Annotated in this window: 19 protein-coding genes and 1 tRNA gene; 12 read left to right on the top strand and 8 right to left on the bottom strand. The window is 61.9% G+C overall.

The window, feature by feature from the left end; genetic code table 11:
* Positions 1 to 82: 82 nt before the first annotated feature.
* The 4 genes from QP363_RS01280 to QP363_RS01265 all read left to right on the top strand — a co-directional run bounded on the left by QP363_RS01280 (position 83) and on the right by QP363_RS01265 (position 6,639).
* Positions 83 to 1,759, top strand: a complete 1,677-nt coding sequence (locus tag QP363_RS01280) for a urocanate hydratase (RefSeq protein ID WP_284761998.1) — start codon at positions 83 to 85, stop codon at positions 1,757 to 1,759.
* 21 nt (positions 1,760 to 1,780) lie between these two features.
* On the top strand, positions 1,781 to 2,959 hold the full coding sequence (gene hutI, locus QP363_RS01275; protein ID WP_284761997.1) for an imidazolonepropionase: 1,179 nt from the start codon (positions 1,781 to 1,783) through the stop codon (positions 2,957 to 2,959).
* Between the two features lie 58 nt (positions 2,960 to 3,017).
* Positions 3,018 to 4,568 (top strand): ATP-binding protein, encoded by a 1,551-nt coding sequence (locus QP363_RS01270; RefSeq protein WP_284761996.1) that lies wholly within the window; start codon positions 3,018 to 3,020, stop codon positions 4,566 to 4,568.
* 76 nt (positions 4,569 to 4,644) lie between these two features.
* Entirely contained in the window at positions 4,645 to 6,639 is a 1,995-nt protein-coding gene (locus QP363_RS01265; protein ID WP_284761995.1) for a DEAD/DEAH box helicase, read from the top strand.
* A 105-nt stretch (positions 6,640 to 6,744) separates the two neighbouring features.
* Here QP363_RS01265 and QP363_RS01260 read toward each other — a convergent pair whose 3' ends face one another.
* The 3 genes from QP363_RS01260 to putP all read right to left on the bottom strand — a co-directional run bounded on the left by QP363_RS01260 (position 6,745) and on the right by putP (position 9,666).
* Complete coding sequence (locus QP363_RS01260) at positions 6,745 to 7,188, bottom strand: DUF2269 domain-containing protein (RefSeq protein WP_070443704.1); 444 nt, start codon at positions 7,186 to 7,188, stop codon at positions 6,745 to 6,747.
* Between the two features lie 47 nt (positions 7,189 to 7,235).
* Positions 7,236 to 7,778, bottom strand: coding sequence for an HNH endonuclease family protein (locus QP363_RS01255; RefSeq protein ID WP_070443707.1), 543 nt, complete (start codon positions 7,776 to 7,778; stop codon positions 7,236 to 7,238).
* Positions 7,779 to 8,103: 325 nt separating this feature from the next.
* Positions 8,104 to 9,666: a sodium/proline symporter PutP gene (gene putP / locus QP363_RS01250; protein ID WP_284761994.1), complete on the bottom strand. Its 1,563-nt coding sequence runs from the start codon at positions 9,664 to 9,666 to the stop codon at positions 8,104 to 8,106.
* Between the two features lie 243 nt (positions 9,667 to 9,909).
* Between putP and QP363_RS01245 the strand changes: the two genes are divergently transcribed.
* From QP363_RS01245 to QP363_RS01210, 8 genes are all read left to right on the top strand, one after another.
* Positions 9,910 to 12,981, top strand: a complete 3,072-nt coding sequence (locus QP363_RS01245; RefSeq protein WP_284761993.1) for a DEAD/DEAH box helicase — start codon at positions 9,910 to 9,912, stop codon at positions 12,979 to 12,981.
* Positions 12,982 to 13,815, top strand: a complete 834-nt coding sequence (locus QP363_RS01240; RefSeq protein ID WP_284761992.1) for a hypothetical protein — start codon at positions 12,982 to 12,984, stop codon at positions 13,813 to 13,815.
* A 62-nt stretch (positions 13,816 to 13,877) separates the two neighbouring features.
* Positions 13,878 to 15,002, top strand: a complete 1,125-nt coding sequence (locus tag QP363_RS01235) for a metallophosphoesterase (protein ID WP_284761991.1) — start codon at positions 13,878 to 13,880, stop codon at positions 15,000 to 15,002.
* 3 nt (positions 15,003 to 15,005) lie between these two features.
* Positions 15,006 to 17,591, top strand: a complete 2,586-nt coding sequence (locus tag QP363_RS01230; protein ID WP_284761990.1) for an AAA family ATPase — start codon at positions 15,006 to 15,008, stop codon at positions 17,589 to 17,591.
* 24 nt (positions 17,592 to 17,615) lie between these two features.
* Positions 17,616 to 18,125, top strand: a complete 510-nt coding sequence (locus QP363_RS01225) for a MarR family winged helix-turn-helix transcriptional regulator (RefSeq protein ID WP_070644742.1) — start codon at positions 17,616 to 17,618, stop codon at positions 18,123 to 18,125.
* Positions 18,126 to 18,190: 65 nt separating this feature from the next.
* A complete protein-coding gene (locus QP363_RS01220; RefSeq protein ID WP_070644741.1) occupies positions 18,191 to 18,484 on the top strand; it encodes a molecular chaperone GrpE in 294 nt (97 codons plus the stop codon).
* Positions 18,485 to 18,665: 181 nt separating this feature from the next.
* Positions 18,666 to 18,875 (top strand): hypothetical protein, encoded by a 210-nt coding sequence (locus QP363_RS01215; RefSeq protein ID WP_070710964.1) that lies wholly within the window; start codon positions 18,666 to 18,668, stop codon positions 18,873 to 18,875.
* Positions 18,876 to 19,258: 383 nt separating this feature from the next.
* Entirely contained in the window at positions 19,259 to 19,699 is a 441-nt protein-coding gene (locus QP363_RS01210; protein ID WP_201828374.1) for a hypothetical protein, read from the top strand.
* Positions 19,700 to 19,897: 198 nt separating this feature from the next.
* Here QP363_RS01210 and QP363_RS01205 read toward each other — a convergent pair.
* The 5 genes from QP363_RS01205 to QP363_RS01185 all read right to left on the bottom strand — a co-directional run bounded on the left by QP363_RS01205 (position 19,898) and on the right by QP363_RS01185 (position 24,729).
* Positions 19,898 to 19,971: transfer RNA gene (locus QP363_RS01205), tRNA-Arg, on the bottom strand.
* A 153-nt stretch (positions 19,972 to 20,124) separates the two neighbouring features.
* The gene (locus QP363_RS01200; protein WP_284761989.1) at positions 20,125 to 21,708 is read right to left on the bottom strand and encodes an alpha/beta fold hydrolase; all 1,584 of its coding nucleotides are present in this window, start codon (positions 21,706 to 21,708) and stop codon (positions 20,125 to 20,127) included.
* Positions 21,709 to 21,812: 104 nt separating this feature from the next.
* Positions 21,813 to 22,442, bottom strand: a complete 630-nt coding sequence (locus QP363_RS01195) for an LUD domain-containing protein (protein WP_070646026.1) — start codon at positions 22,440 to 22,442, stop codon at positions 21,813 to 21,815.
* Entirely contained in the window at positions 22,439 to 23,944 is a 1,506-nt protein-coding gene (locus QP363_RS01190; protein ID WP_070646023.1) for a LutB/LldF family L-lactate oxidation iron-sulfur protein, read from the bottom strand. Before QP363_RS01190 ends, QP363_RS01195 begins: the two co-directional genes overlap by 4 nt.
* On the bottom strand, positions 23,944 to 24,729 hold the full coding sequence (locus QP363_RS01185) for a (Fe-S)-binding protein (protein ID WP_010187137.1): 786 nt from the start codon (positions 24,727 to 24,729) through the stop codon (positions 23,944 to 23,946). Before QP363_RS01185 ends, QP363_RS01190 begins: the two co-directional genes overlap by 1 nt.
* Between the last annotated feature and the right edge of the window lie 202 nt (positions 24,730 to 24,931).

Here is a 24,931-nt window from a genome sequence, read left to right as displayed (position 1 = left end):
ACCAAGCCCCACTAGGGACAGCCCCGGGGAACCGGCCTTGGGGGTTTGGGAGGGCGTCGAAAAGCACGAGCGAAAGGAAGTCATGTCTGAACCCCGCGAAGTACGCGCCCCGCGCGGAACCGAAATCACCGCCAAGTCTTGGCAGACCGAAGCCCCGCTGCGCATGCTCATGAACAACCTTGACCCTGAGGTTGCTGAGCGCCCCGAGGACCTCGTGGTCTACGGCGGCACCGGGCGTGCTGCCCGCAGCTGGGAGGCTTTTGATGCCATCGTGGAGTCCCTCAAGAACCTCGAGTCCGACGAGACGTTGCTGGTGCAGTCCGGCAAGCCGGTCGGCATCTGGAAGACCAATGAGTGGGCGCCGCGCGTGCTCATCGCGAATTCCAACCTGGTGGGCGACTGGGCCAATTGGGAGCACTTCCGCAAGCTCGAGGACGAGGGCCTGATGATGTACGGCCAGATGACGGCCGGTTCCTGGATTTACATCGCTACCCAGGGCATCCTGCAGGGCACTTTTGAGACCTTCGCGGCCGTGGCCAAGAAGCGTTTCAACGGCACGCTCGCCGGCACTTTGACGCTGACCGGTGGCTGCGGCGGCATGGGCGGCGCGCAGCCGCTCTCCGTAACCTTGAACGGCGGCGCCTGCCTCATCGTCGATGTGGATGAGACCCGCCTGAAGCGCCGCCAGCACAAGCGCTACCTCGATGAGGTTGTTACCGACCTGGATGAGGCGCTCAAGCTGGTGCTCGACGCCAAGGAGAACAAGAAGCCGCTGTCCGTGGGTCTCGTGGGCAACGCCGCCGAGGTTTTCCCGGAGGTGCTGCGCCGCCAGCGCGCGGGTGAATTCACCGTGGACATCGTCACGGACCAGACCTCCGCGCATGACCCGCTGAGCTACCTGCCCACCGAAATCACCGTGGAGGACTGGCACAACGAGGCCAAGGCGGACCCGACCACCTTTACCAAGAAGGCCCGCGAGGCCATGGCAGCCCAGGTCCAGGCCATGGTGGAATTCCAAGACGAGGGTGCTGAGGTCTTCGACTACGGCAACTCCATCCGCGACGAGGCCCGCAAGGCCGGCTACCAGCGTGCCTTCGAGTTCCCAGGCTTCGTCCCGGCCTACATCCGCCCGCTCTTCTGTGAGGGTCTTGGCCCCTTCCGCTGGGCAGCGCTCTCCGGCGACCCTGAGGACATCAAGGTCACCGACCAAGCACTCAAGGAGCTCTTCCCGGACAACGAGCACCTGCACAACTGGCTTGATGCCGCCGAGGAGTACGTGGAGTTCGAGGGCCTGCCGGCACGTATTTGCTGGTTGGGCTACAACGAGCGCCACAAGGCTGGCCTGCTCTTCAACGACCTGGTCAAGGAAGGAAAGATCAAGGCGCCGATCGTTATCGGCCGTGATCACCTCGACTCCGGCTCTGTGGCCTCCCCGTACCGCGAGACCGAGGCCATGCTCGACGGCACCGATGCCGTGGCCGACTGGCCGCTGCTCAACGCCATGACCGCTGTCTCCTCCGGTGCCACCTGGGTATCCATCCACCATGGCGGCGGCGTGGGCATGGGCCGCTCCATCCACGCCGGTCAGGTCACCGTGGCCGACGGTACCGAGCTGGCCGCCGCCAAGCTGCGCGCGGTGCTGACCAACGACCCGGGCATGGGTGTTATCCGCCACGTGGATTCCGGTTACACTCGCGCCAAGGAAGTCGCCGACGAGCGCGGCGTGCGTATCCCGATGGAATTCAAGGCCCGCGACTAGATAAGAGAGGAAAAGAAGATCATGTCCACCCTGTTTACTGGAATCTCAGAGCTGCGCACGGTGTCGGAGGCAGGCACGCTTGCCGACGCCTCCCTCATCGCCAACACCGACGGCACCATCGCCTGGATCGGACCGGCGTCCGAGGCGCCGGCCGCGGATGAGAAAGTCGACCTGGGCGGGCGCGCGGTCCTGCCGGGCTGGGTGGATTCTCATACGCACATGATCTTCGACGGCGACCGCTCCGCCGAGTTCGAAGCCCGCATGGCGGGTGAGTCCTACCAGGCCGGTGGCATCGCGGTGACCATGGACGCTACCCGCTCGGCGGGGGAGGAGCGCCTGGAAAAGCTGTTGGTGGAGCGCATTGCCGCCGCCCGCCGCGGGGGTACGACGACCTTGGAGACGAAGACCGGCTACGGTCTTAATACTGAATCCGAGGTGGAGGCCGCTCGCGTGGCGGCTCGCCACGTCGATGACGTTACCTTCCTCGGCGCACACCTCGTGCCGCCGGGAGCGGAAGCCGAGACTTACCTCGACGAGGTTGTCGGCCCGATGCTGGACGGTGTGGCCGAGCACGTGCAGTGGATCGATGTCTTCTGCGAGCGCGGCGCCTTCGACGAGGGGCAGTCGCGCCGCGTGCTCGAGGCGGGCAAGGCCCGGGGCTTAGGCGTGCGAGTGCACGGCAACCAGCTCGGCGAGGGCCCAGGCGTAGCACTCGCGGTGGAGTTGGGCGCTGCCTCCGTGGACCACGTCAACTACCTCAGCGATGCCGATGTCGAGGCGCTGGCCTCCTCCGATACGGTGGCCACGCTGCTGCCAGCCTGCGATCTGTCTACCCGTGAGCCGCTGGCGTCGGGCCGGAAGCTTATTGATGCCGGCGCGACCGTCGCCATCGCCTCCAACCTCAACCCGGGCACCTCCTATACCTCCTCGATGAACTTCTGCGTGACCACGGCTGTGCTCCAGCAGCACCTCACGCTTGATGAGGCCATCGCCGCCGGCACGCTGGGCGGTGCCACCGCGCTGCGCCGCCAGGATGTTGGCTCAGGAAAGGACGCGCAAGGCCGCCCGGCTAAAGGCTCGCTGGTGGTGGGCGCTGCTGCGGACCTGCACGTGCTTGATGCCCCGAGCGCTATCCACCTGGCTTATCGCCCGGGCATGCCGATGACCTGGAAGACCTTCGTGGGTGGCCGTGAAGTCTAGAACGTAAAGTCTTGCACTCTAGAGTGTAAAACTTTGTAGTCTGCGGTATTCTGCAGGCATGATGTGGACGGTTGATGAGCTCGAGGATTACCTCGAGCACTGTCGCCTTTTGCAGTCGGATACTACGACCGTGGAAGTGAAGTCGGGACGCGGGGGAATGCCGCAGTCCCTCGGGGCTACTCTGTGTGCCTTCGCCAACATGCCGCGCGGTGGCACCGTCATTATTGGAGTGGCGGAACCCGATTTTGCGGTGCACGGCGTGGACGATCCCGGCGCCATCGAAAGCGCGCTGGCGGATCAGGCACGCACTCTAGTGGAACCCGCGCCCTTCATTGAGACTCAGACCCTGTACGTCGAAGGGCGAGCTGTCGTGCTTGGACACGTCGAAGGCGTGCTGCCGCACCAGCGGCCGGCACTCTATCGGGGTCGGCCTTACCTGCGAATGGCGGATGGTGACTACGTCATGAGCGCCAATGATCTTCGCATGGTCGCGGTGGATAAGCTGCACGCTCGCGAGGCCATTGCCTATGACTCAGCACCGGTTCCCGGGTCAAACCTAGAAGTCTGTGATGCTTCGGTGCTTAAGGAGGCGGTGGCGGAGCTGCGCAGCGCCACCCCTCGTTTGCGGGGTGCGAGCGATGCCGAGCTGCTGGAGCTATTCCGCGTGGTTGATTCCCAAGGGCAGCTGAGTGTGGCAGGTTTATACGCTCTGGGGCGCTTTCCGCAGGGATTCTTTCCCGACCTGCATATTTCTGCGGCCGTGCAATACCCAGCGGGGGAAGAAGGACCGCGTACCCGGAATCTGGAGGAATTCTACGGCCCTGTGCCGGATCTGGTGGATGGAGCCGTGGCGTGGGTGCACAGGAATATCGACACTGACTTGGTCTATGGCACAGATGGCCACCTGCGCGAGGTTCCAGAACTACCGCTGGAGGCTGTTCGTGAAGTCATCGCTAATGCCGTGGTCCACCGCGACCTTGGCCCAGAAAGCTTAGGCGCCGGCAAATTTGTCACTGTCCGGCTGACCCGCCAAGCACTGATTGTGACCAGCCCCGGTGGATTGCGGGGCATCTCCGTGGAAGAGCTTAGGGGAAAGATGCTGTCACCCGTCGCTGTGAACCCGCGCCTATACACATTGAGCACGAAGCTGCGGCTTGAGGACGGCGAGCGTGTCATTGAGGGCCAGGGCGGAGGAATGCGGGTGGTTTTTGAATCGCTTCGGAAAGCTGGATTGCGTCCGCCCACCCTCATCGACACTGGTGTGCGCTTCACCGTGATCCTCTGGAGGGCAGGGCGAGGCGATGACGAACATGACGCGGCACCGCACGGCGCTAACGCTTCCTCTCTGTCTGCTCCGGAGCCTGCGAGCATAGGCAGTGAGGGCAGTGTGGTGGAAGACGGGCTCGTCGCCAAGCTCGGCGGAAACCCCGCACTTGTGCTTGCTGCGTTGCGCCGGAAGGGCGAGCTCTCGCTCGTGGACATCGTAAACAGTACGCAGCTCACCCGCGGCCAGGTGCGTTACGCGCTGGGCAAGCTTATCGAGTCTGGGCACGTCATCATGCGCGGCAAACACGGTGACCGAGCCACGCGTTACGCTGCGAAAGAGTAGCCCCTAGTGGAAAAGCTCGGGTAATTCTTCGGCGAAATAGCTAATTGGATGTTGGTACCGTACTCTGGTGTGAGCAATGAGCATTACCGATAACGCCACCGGCGGCGTCAACGAGCCGGAAGAATTCAATAAGTCGGAATCTCAGGAAAACTCGCAAGGTGGCGAAGCATTGGACGCTTCGCAGGTGTCGAACCAGGACACCGGGGCTGCGAATAACCCTGAGGACACCGGCGCTGAAGAAGAATCAGCCAACGACAACTCCCAGGGTTTTGCACACCTCGGCCTTCCCGATGACGTTCAGGAAGCCGTGTCCAAGGTGGGCTTTACCAAGCCATCCCCAATTCAGGAAGAAACCATCCCGATCCTCATGGAAGGCCGCGACGTCGTCGGCCTCGCCCAGACGGGTACGGGTAAGACCGCAGCCTTCGCGCTGCCGGTTCTCTCCCAGATCGATACCGAGGCCCGCTACCCGCAGGCTTTGGTCCTGGCACCCACTCGTGAGCTGGCCCTCCAGGTAGCGGACTCCTTCCAGTCCTTCGCTGACCACTTGGGTCGCATCGAGGTTCTGCCTATCTACGGTGGCCAGGCTTATGGCATTCAGCTCTCCGGGCTGCGCCGTGGCGCCCAGATCATCGTCGGCACCCCAGGCCGCGTCATCGACCACCTGGAGAAGGGCTCCCTGGACATCTCACAGCTGTGCTTCCTCGTCCTCGACGAGGCGGACGAGATGCTCAACATGGGCTTCCAGGAAGACGTCGAGCGCATTCTTGAGGACACCCCGGAAGAAAAGCAGGTCGCACTGTTTTCGGCCACCATGCCGAACTCGATTCGCCGCCTGTCCAAGCAGTACCTCAACAACCCCGCTGAGGTCACTGTGAAGTCGGAGCGCCGCACGAATGACAACATCACGCAGCGCTTCCTGCTGACCCCGCACCGCCACAAGATGGATGCCTTCACCCGCATCCTCGAGGTCATTGACTACGACGCCATCATCGTCTTCTGCCGCACCAAGCACGCGACCGAGGACGTGGCCGACAGCCTCAAGGAGGCCGGCTACAACGCTGCTGCCATCAATGGTGATATTGCCCAGCAGCAGCGTGAACGCACCGTCGATCAGCTCAAGGATGGCCGCCTGGACATCCTGGTGGCTACCGACGTGGCTGCTCGCGGTCTTGACGTGGACCGCATTACCCACGTGGTCAACTACGACATCCCGAATGACACCGAGTCCTACGTGCACCGCATCGGCCGTACCGGCCGTGCTGGCCGCACTGGTGAGGCCATCCTGTTTGTCACCCCGCGTGAGCGCCGCATGCTGCGCTCCATCGAGCGCGTGACCAATGCCCGCTTGGAGGAGATGGACCTTCCGACCGCGGATGAGGTCAACGCTAAGCGCAAGGAGAAGTTCTTCGCTTCCATCGGCGCTTCGCAGGAGGACAAGCAGTTCGAGTTCTTCCGTGACATGGTGCGCGAGTACTCCGCGGCTGAGAACGTGGCGATGGATGATATCGCTGCTGCTCTGGCCGTGCAGTTACAGGGCGGGACGGACTTCCTGCTCAAGGAGCGTCCGGTATCCAAGAAGGACCGTCGCGAGCGCGACCGCTTCGAACGCGACGGGCGTGGCCGTGGCCGTGAGCGCGCTGGCCGCGACCGTGACCGCGGCCCGCGCCGACCGGACGGGGACTTTGAGACGTACCGGTTGGACGTCGGCAAGCGCCAGAACGTGCGCCCCGGAGCCATCGTGGGTGCGCTGGCCAATGAAGGTGGCCTGTCCTCCAAGGACTTCGGCCGCATCACCATCGCGGTGGGCCACACCTTGGTGGACCTGCCGAAGAACCTGGACCCGGCAGTGCTGGAGCGTCTGAAGGACACCCGTATCTCCGGACAGCTCATCAAGATTCAGAAGGACACCGGCCGCCCACCGCGCCGGAACTTCGACGATGATCGCGGCCGCGGCGGCTACGGTGGACGTGGCCGTGGTGGACGCGGTGAGCGCGGCGGATACCGCGACCGTGACCGCGGTGGACGCGGTCGTGATCGTGGTGGGCGCCGCGGCGGCTGGCGCGACTAGTCTCTGCCAGGCATCGCAGCGGCCTTAATGCTGCACAAGAAGAAACCTCCCAAACTCTCATTGAGGGCTTGGGAGGTTTTGCTATTGAGGGCTAAACCGGAAAGTTTAGACGTACATCAGGATGGCGCAGACAACCCACAGCAGGTTGAAGATGCCGGAGAACATAGCTAGCTGCTTCTTCAGCTTGGCCACATCGGCGCTGCCCGGGCTAGCAATCGCAGCCATGGCCTTGTTCTGCTTCGGGATAACCACGACGAGCAGAATGACCCAAGCGATGACGGAGAGCAGAAGGGCAATGTGGAACTGGACCTGGGACTTGTAGGCATCCAGGTCGGTAAGGAAAACGGCCAGGCCAATAACCGGAACAATGGCGGAAATATAGCCATAGGTCGAGGTGATCTTGTTGAGAATGCCGGCGGCACCAGCAGCCGAAGCATCACCAGCGCCAGCCTTTGCCAGCTGTGCTGGGAAGGCGGAGGTGGAGATACATACGGTACCGACCAACAAGATAGCGGCGAAGGCGTGGAGGAAAATGAGCAAGCTAGTCATGGGGAGTGCGCTTTACCTTTCTGTACGGGGCTTTTCCCAGCGAAAGTCTAACGGTGCTGTGAGATGAAATCGAATCGGCACTGGTGGCGCATGACCGCATAGTCGCGGGAGGGAAGCGGGAGTTGATACTTGCGGGCCACAGCGGCAAGCCGCTGCGAATAGTCGCAACGATCAGCCGGTGGGAGCCAGTCCGCCGGCAAGGAATCGGACTTGGCTTGGTTCAAATTGCGGGCGGTAGCGACGAGGTTGAGCGGATCATTGGCGAAGGCCATTTTCTTATCACGCGGCCACGTTGATGCGCCAAGGTCCCAGGCCGCTGAGAGCGGAAAGACGTGGTCGACTTCCACGCGCGCCGGCGCCGGAGCGCGGGAATAGGGGTCATAGAGTGTGCCGTTGGTGGTCTGCGCGGCTTTGACATTATCGCGGGTTCCGGGAGCCCAGCCGCCGAAGTCATCGCGGTCATAGCCAGGGGCCTCCACGCGCGCAGGCACGGTAGTCACACCCAGGTCGGGGCCGGGGAGGAGGTGGTAGCCGCCGTAGGCCACGGTGGCTATAGAGAGGAAACCGATATAGGCCGCGCGCAGGTTCATGCACTTTTAGACTGCTGGGGTGTATGAGCGGTTCCCGAATAAGCAGGAAGCACGTGACTGTAGAAACGGGTTAGGTGGGGCAGCCATACGGCTTTTCCCAAAAGGCATTAGTCAGAAGGTTTCTTTGGGGGCAAAGGCACCTTTTAGAGGCTCGCACACGGCGTTTTCGAGGCAAAGGCACCTTTTGAGAAATGCCTTTTGAATAGAGGCTTTTGAGTAGCGACCTTGTAGAGCCATCCGAGTCAATCACAAGCGAAACCCCGCCACAGCAGTAACTGGACTGCTGAAGCGGGGTTTGCGCAGAAGGATCGGGGAGAGAGGAGGGTTACTTCTGAACCTTCTCTGCGGCCTCCTCGAAGTCCAAGTCATCGTTCTTCTCAACGAGCTTGGCCAAGCGGGTAGCCTCCTCGAACTCCTGGGTGACCTTCGCATCCGGGGCCTTGGTAGCCAGGGAAACGCCGACAGCCACGAGTAGAGCGGAGATGAAGCCCGGAACCAGCTCGTAGAGGGTATCGCCCAGCGGGCTCATGCCCCAGCCGATGGCCACGATCGCACCGGTGAGCATGCCGGCGATAGCGCCGGTGGAGTTGAGGCGCTTCCAGTACAGCGCCAGCAGGACGATTGGGCCGAAGGCGGAGCCGAAGCCAGCCCAGGCGAAGCCAACTAGGCCCAGGATCGAATCCGACGGGTTGATGGCCAGCACGGCAGCGATGATGGCGATGGCCACGACGGCGGTACGGGAGAGGTTGATCAGAACCTCCTGGCGCGGCTTCTTCTTAGCGAAGATGAGGTAGAGGTCCTCGATGAGGGAGGTGGAGACAACCAGCATCTGGGAGGACATCGTGGACATGATGGCTGCGAGAACGGCGGTCAGAACCAGACCAGCAAACAGCGGGTGGAACATGACCTGAGCCATGTCCAGGAAGATGGTCTCGTAGTTTTCCTGGTCAGTAATGGAGTGGCCGGTCTGGGTGAAGAACACGGTACCCGACAGCGCCACGAAGATAGCGCCAATCAGGGAAATCCCCATCCAGCTGACACCGTAGAAGCGGCCCGCGCGGGCATCGGAAGGCTTACGCAGCGCCATGAAACGCACGATGATGTGCGGCTGGCCAAAGTAACCCAAGCCCCAAGCCAAGTTACCGATGATGACGGCGGCGGATACGCCAGAGAACAGGGAGAAGTAATCGGGGTTCTCAATAACGCCATTGGTGGCGTAGGGGTTCTCAGCAGCGAAGCTGAAGATCTCGCCCGGGTTGTCCAAGGAGAAGAGCACCATGATCGGCACGATGATGAGGGAGGCGAACATGAGCAGGCCCTGGACGGTATCGGTGTAGGACACCGCAAGGAAGCCACCGACGAAAGTGTAGAAGACCGTCACGGCAGCCACGACGAGCATGCCGACCATGTAGTCACCGCCGAAGCTGGACTCGAAGTAACGGCCGCCAGCCACCATGCCGGAAGAGACGTAGAAGGTGAAGAAGAAGATAATGATCGCCGCCGCGATGATGCGCAGCATGCGCGACTTATCGTGCAGGCGGTTCTCAAAGAAGGAGGGGACGGTAATAGAGTTGCCGGCAATTTCGGAGTAGGAGCGCAGGCGCGGCGCGACCCACTTCCAGTTGGCCCAAGCGCCGATGAGGAGGCCGATGGCCATCCACAGCTCGGACATACCGGTCAGGAACAAAGCGCCCGGCAGGCCCATGAGCAGCCAACCCGACATATCGGAAGCGCCGGCGGACAGGGCGGCTACGAACGGGTGAAGGCCGCGGCCGGCGAGAACGTAGTCGTCATACTCATCCGTCTGCTTGTAGCTCCAGAAGCCGATAGCGGCCATGGCAAGCAGGTAGATGATCATCGCAACGACATACCAAGTGGAGTCTTGCACTGATCTCTCCTTGAGATTGAGATTAAAAAATAGGACCTCACCACGCTAACGAGGCACAAGCTCCTACCCAACTGAAAATTGGCTGGTTGACCAGTATTTGGTTACCTTGGTCACAGCTTAATGTACGGTCTTACTGGTGTTACGTCGTTATGTAACGAGACTGTAACGATTGCTTATTTGGGCTGGACTTGGGAACTTTCTGCAACCCTGACCCCCAGAAGGCGTGCTGCTAAACTGGCCCCTATGGCTTCTTACCTGCTGCATGGCCTCTGGCTGCCCGTCTCCGGCCTGAGCCTATGGATCGAACAGGTCGAAGGGCACAAGATCATCATGCCCTCAGCAGTCCCAGAGGGAACTTTCCCGGATGTGGTCGATAGCATCCTGAGCAAGAAGACCTTCCGCAACCGCGCGCGAGTCTCCCTGCGTACGCCGAAGGGCAAGGATGTCTCCCTCATGGTGCCCATGGCCATGTTCGCCCCAGATGAAGCGGTGGAAACACTGGCCAAGCTGGAATACCTCGACACCGATAGCCAAGCGGTCTCCGTGGAGCAGCGTGCGACCATCGCGCCGGATCTCCTGTGGCTCATCCGCGCCTACCGCGGGCTTTACCGTTTTGTCCGCGCCGGCCGCGTGACCATCCGCCTGTCCTACCAAGCCGGCGAGTGGTATCCGATGTGGCAGCTGGCCTCCGGTTTGGGCGAGCGCAGCTGGTTGGCGGAAATGCTGGCGTCTGCACCCGGCATCCTGTCCATTAATAACCGGGCCCTGTCTGATGATTTGGCCGATGAGCTCACGCACTGGATTGCCTATGCCCAGCTGCGCCCGCAGATCGACGCCCCACGTGCTGCCCCCTGGCACGACTTCGCCCAAGCGCTGCTGAAAACCGCGCCCGTGAAGAAAGGGCGGGCCCAGCTGTTGCGCGGGCTCAACGAGTGGAAGGACTCCATTACCTCCGTCGATCTGCAGCTGGTGTTCCTCGTGGAGGAGCCACCAAATGATAATGTCGCCGTCGAGGACGCAGCGTGGCCCATCCGTCTGCTGGTTCGCTCCGGGACCGATTCACCCCTCCCGGTGCGCCAAGACCAGTTGGACCGGGGGAGCGTCGAGAAGCTGCGTGAAGCCCGTCGTCACGCCTTCGATGTGGCTCCGCGGCTGAAGTACAATTCCGCGCCGGCGAGCCGGAATGCGGGGGACTGGGATGTGTACCTGACCACGGAACAGCTCGTGGATTTTGTCACCCACGACGCCGCCGCCCTGCGCAAAGCCGGCTTTACCGTGCTGCTGCCCAAGTCCTGGTCCCACATGGAGACCAAAGCCAAGCTGGAAACCACAGAGGTGCGCGATCCTGCTGATGCCGCCACCAAGGCGCACATCGGTATGGAGAAGCTGTTCAGCTATGACTGGAAGCTTTCGGTGGGGGATACGCAGCTTACCGACGCCGAAATGCACGAGCTCATCTCCTCCAAGTCCGGCCTGATTCGTCTGCGTGGCGAGTGGGTCATGGCGGATACACAGGCCCTCAACAAGATCTCGCAGTACATGCGCGAACTGGCCGATACCGCCCGTAAGCGCGCCCTAAAGGAACTGGAGCAGCTCGCCGCGACCGCGGAGATGGCCCGCCAGCTGGAACAGCCTGGCTGGGAAGAGCTCGTTGCGGAGGTGGAGCGCCGCCGCAAGGAATTCAACGAGGGCGAGCAAGAGGAAGCGGTCACGCTTGCGGACCTACGCGAGATGGCGTTGAAATCCATGGCGGAGGACCCAGTAGCGTTCACCGGATCTGAGTGGCACACCTCTTTGCTCGGTGGGATGGATAGTACCGCGCCCGACCGCGTGGAGATCCCCGATACGGTCCATGCCGAGCTGCGCGAGTACCAGCGCCGGGGCGTCGACTGGCTGTATTGGATGTCCCGCAACAATATCGGCGCGGTGCTGGCAGATGACATGGGTTTGGGCAAGACGCTGCAGCTGTTGTCCCTGCTGGCGGTAGAAAAGGCCGCCCATGAGACAGAGAGGGAAGCAGAGGCGTGGAAGCCCACCCTGGTGGTTGCCCCGACCTCCGTGGTGGGCAACTGGGCTAGGGAAGCCAAGCGCTTCGTGCCGGACTTTACGGTCATGGTGCAACATGGCACCGGGCGCCTGAAGGGCGAGGAGCTGGTCACAGCGGCGCAGAACGCCGATATCGTCATCACCTCCTATGGCACGGTCAGCCGAGACTTCCTGACCTTGAGCAAGGTGGAGTGGGACCGCGTGGTCCTCGATGAAGCCCAAGCGATCAAGAACGCCTCCACGCGCTCCTCCAAGGCCGTGCGCGCCATCCCCTCGCGGCACCGCGTGGCGCTGACCGGTACGCCGATTGAGAACCGGCTGTCGGAAATGCGCTCCATCCTGGACTATTGCAACCCCGGGATCCTGGGCTCAGCTTCCTTCTTCCGCAACCACTTTGCCAAGGCCATCGAGCGCGAAGGAAGCGATGTCATGGCGGAGCGCCTGCGCCTGCTCACCGGCCCGTTCATCCTGCGCCGCCTCAAGACGGACCCGAATATCATCGATGACCTGCCGGAGAAGTCTGAGCAGATCATCACCGTGCGCATGACTGATGAGCAGGCTGCCCTCTATAAGGCTCTGGTCAATGACGTGGAGCAGGCTCTGGGAAAGAAGAAGGAGGGCATCTCGCGCCGCGGCCTCATCTTGGCTTCGCTGACCCGTATTAAGCAGATTTGTAACCACCCGGCGCACTTCCTGGCCGATGGCAGCGCCGTCACCATCAAAGGCAAGCATCGCTCCGGCAAGGTGGAAGAACTCATGCGGATCATCGACCAGGCCATCGAATCCTCGGAGCGCGTACTGATCTTTACCCAGTACAAGGCCTTCGGTGACGTTCTCCAGCCCTACCTGTCTGAGCAGCTGGGCTGCGAGATTCCCTTCCTCCACGGCGGGGTGAGCAAGAACCGGCGCGACCAGATGGTGGAGGAATTCCAGGCCGATGATGGTGCGCCCGTCATGCTGCTCTCGCTCAAGGCGGGTGGTACCGGCTTGAACCTCACGGCGGCGTCGATTGTCGTGCACATGGATCGCTGGTGGAATCCGGCGGTGGAGAACCAGGCCACGGACCGCGCCTTCCGCATTGGCCAGCAGCGCAACGTGCAGGTGTACAAGATGATCACCGCCGGTACCTTGGAGGAATCCATCCAGGACATCCTCGACGGCAAGACGCAGCTGGCCGGTGCCGTTGTGGGCGAAGGCGAGGGCTGGCTCACGGAGCTGAGCCCCGAGCAGCTGGCGGATCTCATGAGCTATAGGGAACAGGAGAAGTAAATGGCACCGAAGAGTCCTGAGGACAACAACGTCATCTACGCCAACTTCGGCACCCGCAAGCGCGTGAGCACGCCGGAGGAGGTCAACCGCGTCGACCGCGTGCGCACCATGCAGCCGGCGGCCACGCGCCTGCTCAACTTTGTCAACCAGCAAACGGATTCCGGTCGCATTCGCCGCGGGCGCCAGTACGCCACCGAGGGCCATGTCGTGGGCCTCGATGTGCGCAATGGCGCGGTGCACGGAAAGGTCGCGGGCTCCCAGAACGAGCCTTTCGCGGTGCTCATCCAGGTGCCCTACCGCAATAACGAGGACATCGGGCGGCTGTCGGAGATGTTCGCACGTACCCCCAACTCCGTAGCGAAGGCCAAGGAAGGCATGCTTGCCGACGCCTCCCTCGACATTCTCATCGCCGAATACCCCGACGAGCTCCGTTTCTCCTGCACCTGCCCCGACCCGGAATATGTGTGCAAGCACGTCGTGGCGGTGGCGGACCGCCTCGCGGCCCGGATGGATGCCGATCCTTCCGTGATTTTTGCCCTGCGTGGCCTCGACTTCGCGCGGCTCGAGCAAGCGGTCATGGAGCAGGCCAAGGCGGCCTCGGAGGACTCTTATTCCGCTTCTGCGGCCTCTGAAATCTCTGCCGAGGACCGCAATGCCTTGTTCTGGGAGGGGCGAGAATTGCCGCTCTTGCCGGAGCCCAAAACTGCTCCAGCCGTGGATGATTCCGACCCGGAACTGCTGCGCAAGGCCATGCGTTCTGTCAGCCATACGAACATAGATTTGCTTCGGGCAGTCTCCGATGTCGAGGACCTTTACTATCATCTGACGCACTAGACATTGCCACCCCAGGGCAGCGGCTTGAGCACCAGCCCTGGATAACGTTGTAGGGAGTTTGCATGGCCGCGGTCACGTTCATCCACACCTCCGATTTCCAGCTGGGCATGACCCGCTGGTTTTTAAGTCCCGCGGCGCAATCGCGTTTTGATGATGACCGCGAAGCAGCGGTCTTGCGGCTGGGGGAGTTGGCCACCGAGACGGGTGCCGAGTTCATCGTTGTGGCCGGTGACGTCTTCGAGCACAACTCCTTGAGCACGACCACGCTGTTGCGCGCGAAGGATATGTTCAAGCGCCTGCCGGTTCCTGTTTACCTGCTGCCCGGCAACCATGATCCGCTCGTGGCGGATTCCATCTTCTTCAACTCCTTTGCGGATAACGTGCACGTGATCGCTGATTCGGAGCCGATTGAGGTTCGCCCAGGCTTGGAGATCGTTGGTGCCCCTTACCTGTCTAAGCGGGCTAATTATGACCTCGTGCGCCGTGCGCTGGAGCCTTTAGAGCCTGCCGAGGAGGGCGCGGTTCGCATCGCGGTGGGCCACGGCCAGGTGGAATCCCGCGCGGGCGCGGGCGAGGACTCGGATGCCGATACGATCGACCTCGCCTTCGTGGAAGAGTGCCTGGATAAGGGTGTTATCGATTACCTGGGGCTGGGGGATACACACTCCACCGAATCTCTCGGTTCTACCGGCAAGGTATGGTTCTCCGGCAGCCCGGAGACCACGGCCTTCGACGATAGGGAGCGCGATTCGGGCAACGCCTTGGTGGTGACCGTTGAGGGAGAGCGGGTGGACGTGGCCAAGCACCACGTTGGCCGCTGGGACTTCCGGGCGATTGATGCGGACGTTAACTCACTGGAGGAGGTCGAGGCTTTTCTTGCGGAGCTCGATGCCGTTCCGGAGAAGATTCGTACTGCGGTGAAGTACAGCCTGCGTGGCACCGTGGGCTTGAGCGCGCAGGCCCGTCTGGAGCAGGGCCTGGCGGAGATGGAGGAGGTCTTTGCCTCCCTCAAGCCGCGCAAGAGGACCATGGACCTGCATCTGGCGCCCTCAGAAGAAGAACTCGGAGAGCTGAGTTTGAGCGGGTACGCCGCCGATGCGCTAGCGGAGCTTCTCGAGGACCTAGATAATCCCACTGCCCGCGACGCCGCCAACCTGCTGTTCCGCCTCAGCGCGAAGGGAGCCTAAACCATGATGCAGCTGCATTCTGTTGAACTGAACAACGTCCGAGGCGTGGAGCACCTCGAGATCAAGGACCTCCCGGAGACCGGGGTGGTGGTCATCGGTGGGCCGAACGAAGCTGGAAAGTCCACGCTGGTGGAGGCCATCGATTTCGTGCTCACGGAAAAGCACACGGCAAATTCCAAGCCGGTGAGGGCGCTCCAGCCTGCCGGCCGCGATGTGGGACCTGAGGTCACGCTGGAGGCAACCGTGGGGCCTTACCGCTTCCGTATTCGCAAGCGGTGGGTGAAGAAGCGCACCTCGGAGCTGCATGTTTTCTCCCCGCGCCCGGGCCAGTGGACCGGTGCCGAGGCGGATGGGGAGTTGGAGCGCATCCTTAGTGAGAACGTGGACCGCGCGCTTCTCGACGCCCTCTTCGTCCGCCAGGACGACCCCCACCAAGGCATCGCCGCGGTGGGCATTCCTTCCCTAACCGCCGCACTCGAAGAAGAAACCGGGGCGAGTGCCGCGGCAGAAGATTCTGAACTGCTCACGCGCATCGAAGCGGAATATAAGGAGTACTTCACCGCGAAGACAGACAAGCCGGCAGGAGACTATAAGGCTGCCATTGCTGCGCTGGCGGATGCTGAGGAGAAGCACGCTGCCGCCGAGGCCGCCCTGCGCGAACTCGACGGCGTGGTGGAGCGCTATGAAGCCGCCGAGCTGAAGAAAGCCGAGGCTGAAGCCGCTCTGCCGGCAGCCGCGGAAGAATGCGAGCGCCGTGACGGTGAGCTGCTCGCCGCTCGGGCCGCCCAGGAGAAAGTCACCGCGCAGGAGGCGGCGGTGGCTCGGGCGGCGGAGGCTGTGACGCGCGCGGAGAAGGAAGCGGAGCGCCGTAAAGCTGTGGTTGCTGAGCATGCCGCAGCTGCCGAGGCTGCTGAGCGTGCCGCCGCAGCGGTTATTCAAGCCCGCGAGAGGGCCGAGGAAGAAGCCGCCGCCCGAGCGAAGCTGGAAGAAGTGCACGCCGAGGTCCACCAGCGCTATGAGGCCGTGCGCGAGGAGCGCCAGCGCGCCCGCCGCGCGCAGCAACGCGCTGAACGCGAGGCCCTGGGTACCCGCCTCGAAGCACTGAACAAACTGGAAGAGACTTTGGCGTCCCGCCGCCGTGAACTGGCCGCGACTCCCGACGTTCCGAACCTTCAGGCCTTGGAGGACGCTGCACGCGAGGTCACCGTCCAGGAGCGCCTGCGCGCGGCTGCGGCGGCCAAGCTTTACTTTTCTGGCGAGGGCTCCTTTAGCGTAGATGGCGAAGAATGTGCGCTGGAGAGCGGTCAAGAACTGGCAGTCGAACTGCGCGAGGGCACCACGCTGAAGATCGGCGACATTACCGCCCGCTATGCAGCCGGTGCGGGCGATAGCGGTGAAGAAGGCGTGGAGAAAGCCCGAGCGGAGCTCACACGCCTGCTGGAAGACGCCGGGTGCGAGGACGTGGAGGCCGCCCGTGCCACCCACGAAAAACACATAGAGCTAGCATCCGCTGCCGATACCGCGGCCCGCGAACTCACTGCGGCACTGGGTGGGGAGGACCTGGGTGAGTTGCGTGCTCGCTTCGAGGCGGGCGCGGCCGATGTTGCGGACACCGAGGGGCCCGGCGGCTCTACCGATTCCACCGCACAGCCGCGGGAGCTCGACGTCGTGGAGCAGGAAGAAGAGGAGCTGCGCAGGAAGCTGGATGAGCTCGACCGCGCCCTGGCACCCTACCGCGAGAACAAGGCGGGCGCCGCACTGGAGGTGGCGATGGTCCGTGCGGAGGAGGCCACGATGCAGCGTGATGCTCAGGCCGCAGCCGTAGAGGCCGCCCGCGCCAAGCTCAGTGATGCCGAGGTGACCGCCGCGATTGAGACAGCACGGACTGAGCTGGCGAAGGAGAAGGCGGCTTTGGAGGAGATGTCCACCGTGGATGTCGACACCGCAGAGCAGCTAGCTAGGGGAGCACACACGCACGTTGATTCGCTGAACGCAGCGGTCAATGCGGCGGTTGGCGATATGCGCGAGTTTAACGGGCTTATCACTATGCACTCTGGTGCAGCTGAGGATGCAGAGAAAGCTGCCGCGGAGCTCGAAGTGGCTCGTGAGCGCCATGCCGCTGTCGAGCGCCGTGCGAATGCCGCGCGCTACCTGCGTACGCTCATGCTGCGCCACCGCGACGCCGCCCGCCAGCGCTATGCTGCGCCCTTTGTCACGGCTCTTAATGGTTTGGCTCGCACCGTCTTTGGCGGTGACGTGGACTTCGAGCTCTCCGAAGAGCTCAAGGTCCAAGCTCGCAGCCGTAACGGTGAGACCGTGTCCTTCGACGCGCTCTCCGGCGGTGCTAAAGAACAGCTGAGCATCCTGACACGCTTTGCCATCGCTCAGCTAGTGTCCGGCGAACCGGTTCCCGTCGTCATCGACGACGCGTTAGGGTCTACCGACTCGCAGCGCCTTCAGCTTATGGCGGCGTTGTTCAGCAAGGCCGGGAAAAACACTCAGGTCATCGTGCTGACCTGTATGCCGCAGCGCTACTCGTGGGTACCGGGGCGCATGGACCTAGATATGGAGAGACTTACAAGCGCTTAAGTCATGGAGTGTAGGGTGTGAGCCATGACTGCGGACACTCGATGGCTCACGGAAAGCGAACAGGACCTCTGGCGGCACATTCTCGCCAGCATTCGCAAGATTAATCGCGGCATGGAGGAAACCCTCTTAGCCTGCAGCGATATCTCCGCGGCGGAGTTTGCGGTCCTCGTCTCGCTTTCGGAGGCACCCGATCACATGCTGCGTTTGCGCGAGTTGTGCTCAGAATTGGAGTGGGACCGCTCCCGCGCCTCCCACCAGATCACACGCATGGAAAAGCGCGGTTTGGTGCGCAAGGAAAAGTGCGCAGGCGATGCACGCGGCGTTGAGGTCGTCATGACTAAGGCCGGCCGGGAACGCCTGGAGGCGGCAGTTCCTGAGCACGTCGAGTCGGTGCGTCGCATGGTGTTTGATCACCTCGATCCTGCCGATGTTCCGGCGCTTCTGCGCTTTTGCAAGGGCGTCCTGTCGGAGAATAATCTTCCGGGCTATGACGGCTTCGTTCCGGACGAACGCCTGGGCCTCCACGCAGACTAGCCGTGCCTGGCGCGGGTAGAGTAGGGCCCGTCCGTTAATTCACCAGGAGGTGACCTTCCCACACCATGATGGGACAAGAACTGTTTGAGCATCCGCAGCGCCAATACGTTACGTACGGCATCACTCCCTTGAAGGAACTCAGCGTGCAGGTGGGTTCGGTTGAGGATCTGGAAGAGCTCACCGAGGAACAAGCCACCGCGCTTGAGGCAGCCCTTGAGCAGCATCCGGAGGGCGCACTAACCTTCGATGATGCCTCGCAGCTGTGGATTATTGGCGCGGAAGAAGATATTGAGAGCATGCTCCAGGACCGTGAAGACTTCGTCGAAGCGCTCAATAACAATGAGGATCCTGGGGTCTAGGCCACAGTCGGCGTCAAACTAAAGGCGGATGCGTTCTGAAAGATCTGCGTTTAACTACGGGCGGCTCTGCATAAACTGCTAAGATACTCTGTGTTAAAGGGCGAGCATCCCCCGTGCAGTGAAGAGAAGGCATTCCGTGAGAATGCAGTCTGGCTAGGGGAGCTAAGTGAAAGGATTAAACATGATCGTCGAGCGCGATATGGCTCAGGAGCAGCGCGAAGCAGCTGCACGTGACAAGGCTGACGGCTGGGTATCCGTCTTCGTTCAGTGGATTCCCTCCATGCTTCTCTCCGTGGTGCTGCTTGGTGCTTTGATGTTCGGCATGTACTACGTCGAGCACGGCACCCTGGACATCACCCAGCCAATCGTCAATCAGTACATCACCCAGTAAACTGGTTCGCTCTCTTTTCACCGCCCGGCGGGGGAGAGCAGCTTGACGTCAAGCCCCAGCAGCAATGTCTGCTGGGGCTTCGTTCTTCCAACCTGCCGCACCCCTCAACCTTGTTCCCCTGAGCCGAAAGCCACCGTGGTTTGGGGAGGGTTTCATGCATGCGCAGAACCATGCCCAGGCGGCGCAACTGCCCTAGCTGCCAAAACCATCGCGTTCGCCGCAAGATCTGGCCAGAACTTTGGCAACTAGGGCAGTGTTGAGCCTGAAAGTGAGTCTCCGAGTAAGCAATTCTTCGCCCTTCGCGCTCACCGTCGGTCTCAATCAGTCGCCGTCCGCGGCTTCGGTGAGCGCGAAGGGTGTATTCATCCGATAGTGTGAACGCCATGGACTCTCACATCTACGTTCGCTATCTCAACGGCCCGCTCCAGTGGCTGGGAATCATCGTTGGCCTTGCCGTCGTGGCAGCTGTGGTTCCCACGATGATTGACTCTACGTGGGCAGCAGTCCTTTTCGGTGCCTTGGTGATCGTTGCAACCGTGGCTTGCATCATGATGCGGGTGAAGATCGTCGTGAGTGACGACGACGTAGCTGTTTCCATCCTGGGTATATTCACGAAGAGGATTCCACTCAGTGATATCACCGGGGCAAGCATCGGTCCCGAGACTGGGCTCAAGGAAGGTGCGGGCCCGCGTGTTGTCGACGGAGCACCGGCTTATATCGTTTCTGGGCCAACGGTTCATATAGAGCATGGCCCGGACTCTCTTATCGCTTCGGCGAAGAACCCGGAGGAAGTGGTCTCGGATATCGAGGCGCGCTTGCGCTAGTTCTATATCCCCAGACTTGGATTCCGCAACCTCCTGGTGGGAGGTGGGGTGTCACCCAGCGCTGGGCGACGCCCACCTGCAGGTTGCGGGTTTCAGGTCTGGGGGAATGCAGAGAGCGAAAGGCTTTCCCGCACTCGTGGCATCGTTGAAAATGAGGGCCGGGGTGCGGCCTGATGAGAGAGATGTGGGCATGAAAAGTGCCCCTGACAGGGATCGAACCTGCGACCTTCGGTACCGGAAACCGATGCTCTAATCCGCTGAGCTACAAGGGCATCGCTGGCGAAATGCCAACGATGCGATTCTAGCCTATAAAGACTGAAGCGCAGTAATTGGCCTCACGCCGATGGGGGTGTGGTGGGAGGAAAGGCGCGGCTAGGTAAGCCGCGCCTTCATTGTTCCCGCAGCCTTTCTGGCTAGGCGGGCTGTTACTGAGCCTCGGGCTGGTCAAAGAAGCCCGGCGCATCCGCAGTGTGGACCTCACCGGTGCGCAGGTAATCAACCACAATCTGGTCGACGGCCTTGTTGCCCATGGCGAAGTGGCCGTGGCCTGGGCCGTGCACAGTCACCACGCGGGACTGCATCGGATCGGAGAGGCCGCGGTAGAAGGCGTACGGGGTCTGCGGGTCACCGGTAGCCTGCAGCTGCAGCGGCTTGGTCTGCAGCTTCTCACCGGAGACGGCAATCGGGGTGCTGACCGGCGCGCGACCGCCGCAACCCGCGCCAGAGGCGTACATCGAATTAAACAGAGTGAACGGGTCAATCGTCACGTAGTTCGACCACAGGAACGCCGGAATGAGAGTCGGATCCGTCGGCGCGGTATTCTCATTGCACATAATGATGTTTTGCATGCTCATTGCATTGACGAGCTGCTGCTGGGCTTTTTCTGGATCCTGTTGAGGCTGTTGTGCCGCCTGCTCCTCAAAGTTCATAGGCTCAACACCGCCGATGTGCTTGGCCAGTGCGTCCCACGTCTCGGGGCGGGGAAGGAGCTCACGGGTCGCGCTCAGCGTCGGCGAGGCAGCTTGAACAGCCTGCGGGTTGCGTACCTTGCCCGCAAGGTGCTCTGCCTGTACACGCAGCTCTCCCGTGGCGGTCATGACGTTGGCGCCCGGCTGGCCTGCGAACTCCAGTCCTGGCGGGAGGTCACCAATCTGGGCGTTCGGGGGAAGCACAGTCGGGCGCACGCCTGCTTCCTTGGCCACGATCTGGGACCAGCGCTCATAAGCCTTCAGCGGCGTGGTACCGGCGTGGTAGGTGGCGTCGTTCTTGGCCACGTACGCAAAGAAGTCATGGAGGGCATTCTCATAGCCTGCCTGCTGGGAGACGAAGATCTGGTTCCATGCCATCTTCGGATTCATGCCGGAGTCCAGCACGACCTTGTCGGTGTGCTGCGGGTAAAGCGTGGCGTAGGTGGAGCCTAGGAAAGTGCCGTAGGAAAGACCGGCGATGTTGATTCTCTCCTCACCGAGCGCCTGGCGAACAACCTCCCAGTCCTTAGCGGTGTTCTCCGTGGTTAGGGAGTCGGTGTAGCCCGGGGTGTTCTTCTCACAGTCATCGCGGGTAATCGCGCCGATCTGTGTCAGCTGCGCTAGCGGGTTTCCGCGTACTTCGCTGGACGAGCAGTTCACTTCTCCGGATTCGCGCAAACCGCGGGGCTGGACGCCAATGATGTCGTAGCCCTGCTTGATTTCCTCAGGCCACGCCGCAAAGTTAGCCCAGCTGTATGCGTCACCGCCCGGACCGCCAGGGTTGGTGAATAGGGCGCCCTGGCGGTTGCCCGTGGCCTTGAGGCGGATGAGGCCGACATCGATGGTGCCCTTTTCCGGCGCACCGTGATAGGTCGGAACCGTAACGTGACCGCACTCGGCGCGCCCTTCGGTGACCCCCTCCGGGCACGGGCCCCAATTGATGGTGGGTTGGTCTGCGTGAGCGACAGCGGGCGCGGCAACCAGACCAGCAGCGATAGCCACGGGCCCCAGCACCGAGCCTAAAACACGAGAAAGACGCATAGAATAAGGCTCCTCAAATCGTTAGTTGGTACGGGCCTTATCCTATGCGCCGGGGGCGATGTGAGCCGAGTGCTCAAAAAGGGTGGGTGCACCCGAACGTCACATTACTTAACAATCACCACAATGAGATCGCGCGGGCCGTGGACGCCCTCCACGCGGGAGAGCTCAATATCCGAGGTAGCAGACGGGCCAGAGATCCACGTCGCTGGGCGCTCCGGGTTCATACGGGAGACAACCTCCGGGATGCCGTACACGATCTGCTCCTTGCGAACGATGCACACGTGACGGTCCGGAACCAAAGTCAGCGCGCGGCGGCCGCACGTCTCATTGGACTCGAGCACGATGGTGCCGGTCTGCGCGGAGGTGACGTGAGATTCGGTCACCACGGCATCGACAGCGTCGAGCTCGCGCGGGTCCTTGGCGTTGTCATCAGGAGTGATGGTTCCCTCGAAGCCGTCCAGAAGCCCAGCGTCCATGCCGGGTGCGTAGACGACGTTCGAGCAGCCGCGCTCCTTCAGGATGCCCACGAGGGTGGAATTCAACCCAGACTCATCGGTGACGTGCACGTCAGCCTTGTAGTCTTCGAGGCGGTCCACCAGCATCTCACGCAGCTCATCCTCGTTGAGCGTGCCTTCCTTCTGGTACTCGCGCGGAATGTCTACGTGGTCCGGCAGGCCGGCCTGCTTCTGGGCGGCGGAAATGCGGTTGAGGATTTCCTCTTTGGCGGTGGTCACTTGATGCCCTCCTTCTTGGCTTGGGCGAGGAGTTCTTGAGCTTCGTCAGTGTCGAACCATTGGCGGAAGGACTTCTTCGGCGGAACGGCGGTATCGCGTACCTCGGACCAACCAGACATAAACAGCGGTAGCTTGTCGATGACCCCGTTGAAACCACCGAGGACACGGCCGAGCGCCACCATGTGGGTGATCTGGTTCCAGATCTTCGGGTTCTTCCACACCAGCTCAACTACCTGGAAGAGCTTCTCTTCGACCGGCGGGGTGGCGTGGGTGACCTTCTGGTAGCGGTTTTCCAGAATGACCTGGGAGAGCGGGATGCGCACCGGGCATACCTCGTCGCAGCGACCACACAGGGAGCAGGCATAGGGCAAGCTTGCCGACGGATCGTTGTGGTCCTTCATGCCAGTCAGCTGTGGCGTCAGGGAGATACCAATCGGGCCCGGGTAGACGGAGCCATAGGCGTGGCCGCCGGCGCGCTCGTAGACCGGGCAGACGTTCAGGCAGGCAGAACAGCGGATGCACTTGAGCGCCTCGTGGCCCTTAGGGGAGGACAGAGCAGCGGTGCGGCCGTTGTCCAGCAGCACGATGTGGAAGTTCTGCGGGCCGTCACCTTCGGTCACACCAGACCACATGGAGGTGTACGGGTTCATGCGCTCTGCAGTGGAGGAGCGCGGCAGAAGCTGGAGGAAGACCTCGAGGTCCTGGAAAGTCGGGACCAGCTTCTCAATACCCATCACGGTAATGAGGGTCTCTGGCAGAGTCAGGCACATGCGGCCATTGCCCTCAGACTCCACGATGTTGATGGTGCCGGTTTCTGCCACACCGAAGTTAGCGCCGGAGATGGCGACCTTGGCCTTCATGAACTGCTCGCGCAGGAACTGACGGGATGCTTCAGCCAATTCCGCCGGCTCGGCCTTGAGCGAGTCATCGGTATTTGGCATCTTGTTGACGAAGATATCGCGAATCTCCGCGCGGTTGCGGTGGATAGCCGGGACCAGAATGTGGGAAGGCTTGTCCTCACCCAGCTGGACGATGAGCTCCGCCAGGTCAGTCTCTTGGGCGTGGATGCCGGCTTCTTCCAGGTGTTCGTTGAGTGCGATTTCTTGGGTGGCCATGGACTTGATCTTGACCACGTCGGTCTCACCGGTTTCGCGGATAAGGCCCTCGATAATCTCGTTGGCTTCCTTGGCGTCGCGTGCCCAGTGGACGATGCCTCCGCGCTTGGTCACCTGCTCTTCGAATTGGAGCAGCAATTCGCTCATGCGTACGGCGACGTCATCCTTGAGCGCGGATCCGGCGTCGCGAAGCTGCTCCCAGTCCGGGGTCTCGTCAACGGCGTGCTGGCGCTTATCACGAATCGTGGTGGTGGCGTGGTGCAGGTTGCGGCGCTGGGTGGCGTTGTTAAGACCCACGTGAGCCAGCGGCACGAAGGCCTTCGAGCCGCGCAGGTTGCCGTAGCCTTCAGGAGCACGCGGAGGAGTGGTGTCGAGGAAGGAAGTCATTAGAGCATCTTCTCCTTGGAGTAGGCCGCAGAGGTAGGAGTCCACGGGTGTTCCTTGGTGGAGGCGAGGATTTCCGCCAAGTGGATAGCGCGAACACCGGAGCGCTGGCGAGCCAGAGCACCACCGATATTCATCAGGCAGGAGGAGTCACCGCCGGTGACGTACTCGGCCTCGGTTTCGCGGATGTGGCGGGTCTTATCACCGACCATCGCTGCGGAGACCTCCGCGTTCTTGAGGGCGAAGGTGCCGCCGAAACCGCAGCATTCTTCTGCATTAGGCAGCGGGGCGAGGTCGATTCCCTCGACCTCCTTCAGCAGTTGGTAGGGGCGGTCACCCAACTTGAGGAAGCGCAGGCCGTGGCAGGAAGGGTGGTAGGTCACGCGGTGCGGGAAGAAAGCGCCGACGTTGGTGACCCCGGCGACGTCGACCAGAAACTCCGGCAGATCCAGGGTCTTGCCGGCTGCCTTCTTGGCGCCGTCCACATCGGCGGAAGTGCCGAAACGATCAGCGATCATCTCGTGCTGCTCACGCACGGCGCCCACGCAGGAGCCGGAGGCGGAGACCACGTAGTCGATGGAGGGATCCGCAAAGGCGTCCGCATAAGTGCGGATCATGCCCAGGGTCTGCTCCTGGTAGCCGGTGTTGATGTGCATCTGGCCGCAGCAGGTCTGCTCCTCTGGGAAGACGACGTCATAGCCCAAGCGAGAGAGAATGAGGGCCGTGGCCTTATGAGCATCGGGGAAGAGTGAATCACCGATGCAGGTGGAAAACAATGCTATTCGCATTCGCGTGTGCTCCTTAGTCTGCCTCTCTGTAGCTTGTCCTGTGCTTGGCACAGCGATGGTGTACTCGGATGCGCGCTACCAGGACAGCCGCAGTGGGCATTTTTCGAGTTTGTATCTATGAGCCTACCGCCCAAAACTCACATTATCGAGGCGGAATTAGCCCTCCTACCTGGCGTTTTATCGCAACATTAATGTTGTGAAA

The organism is Corynebacterium sp. UMB6689 (assembly GCF_030215295.1).
GTDB classification, from domain to species: domain Bacteria; phylum Actinomycetota; class Actinomycetes; order Mycobacteriales; family Mycobacteriaceae; genus Corynebacterium; species Corynebacterium aurimucosum.
The sequence above is the reverse complement of the archived record's forward strand: the minus strand, read 5'-3'. Positions and strand labels throughout refer to the sequence as shown.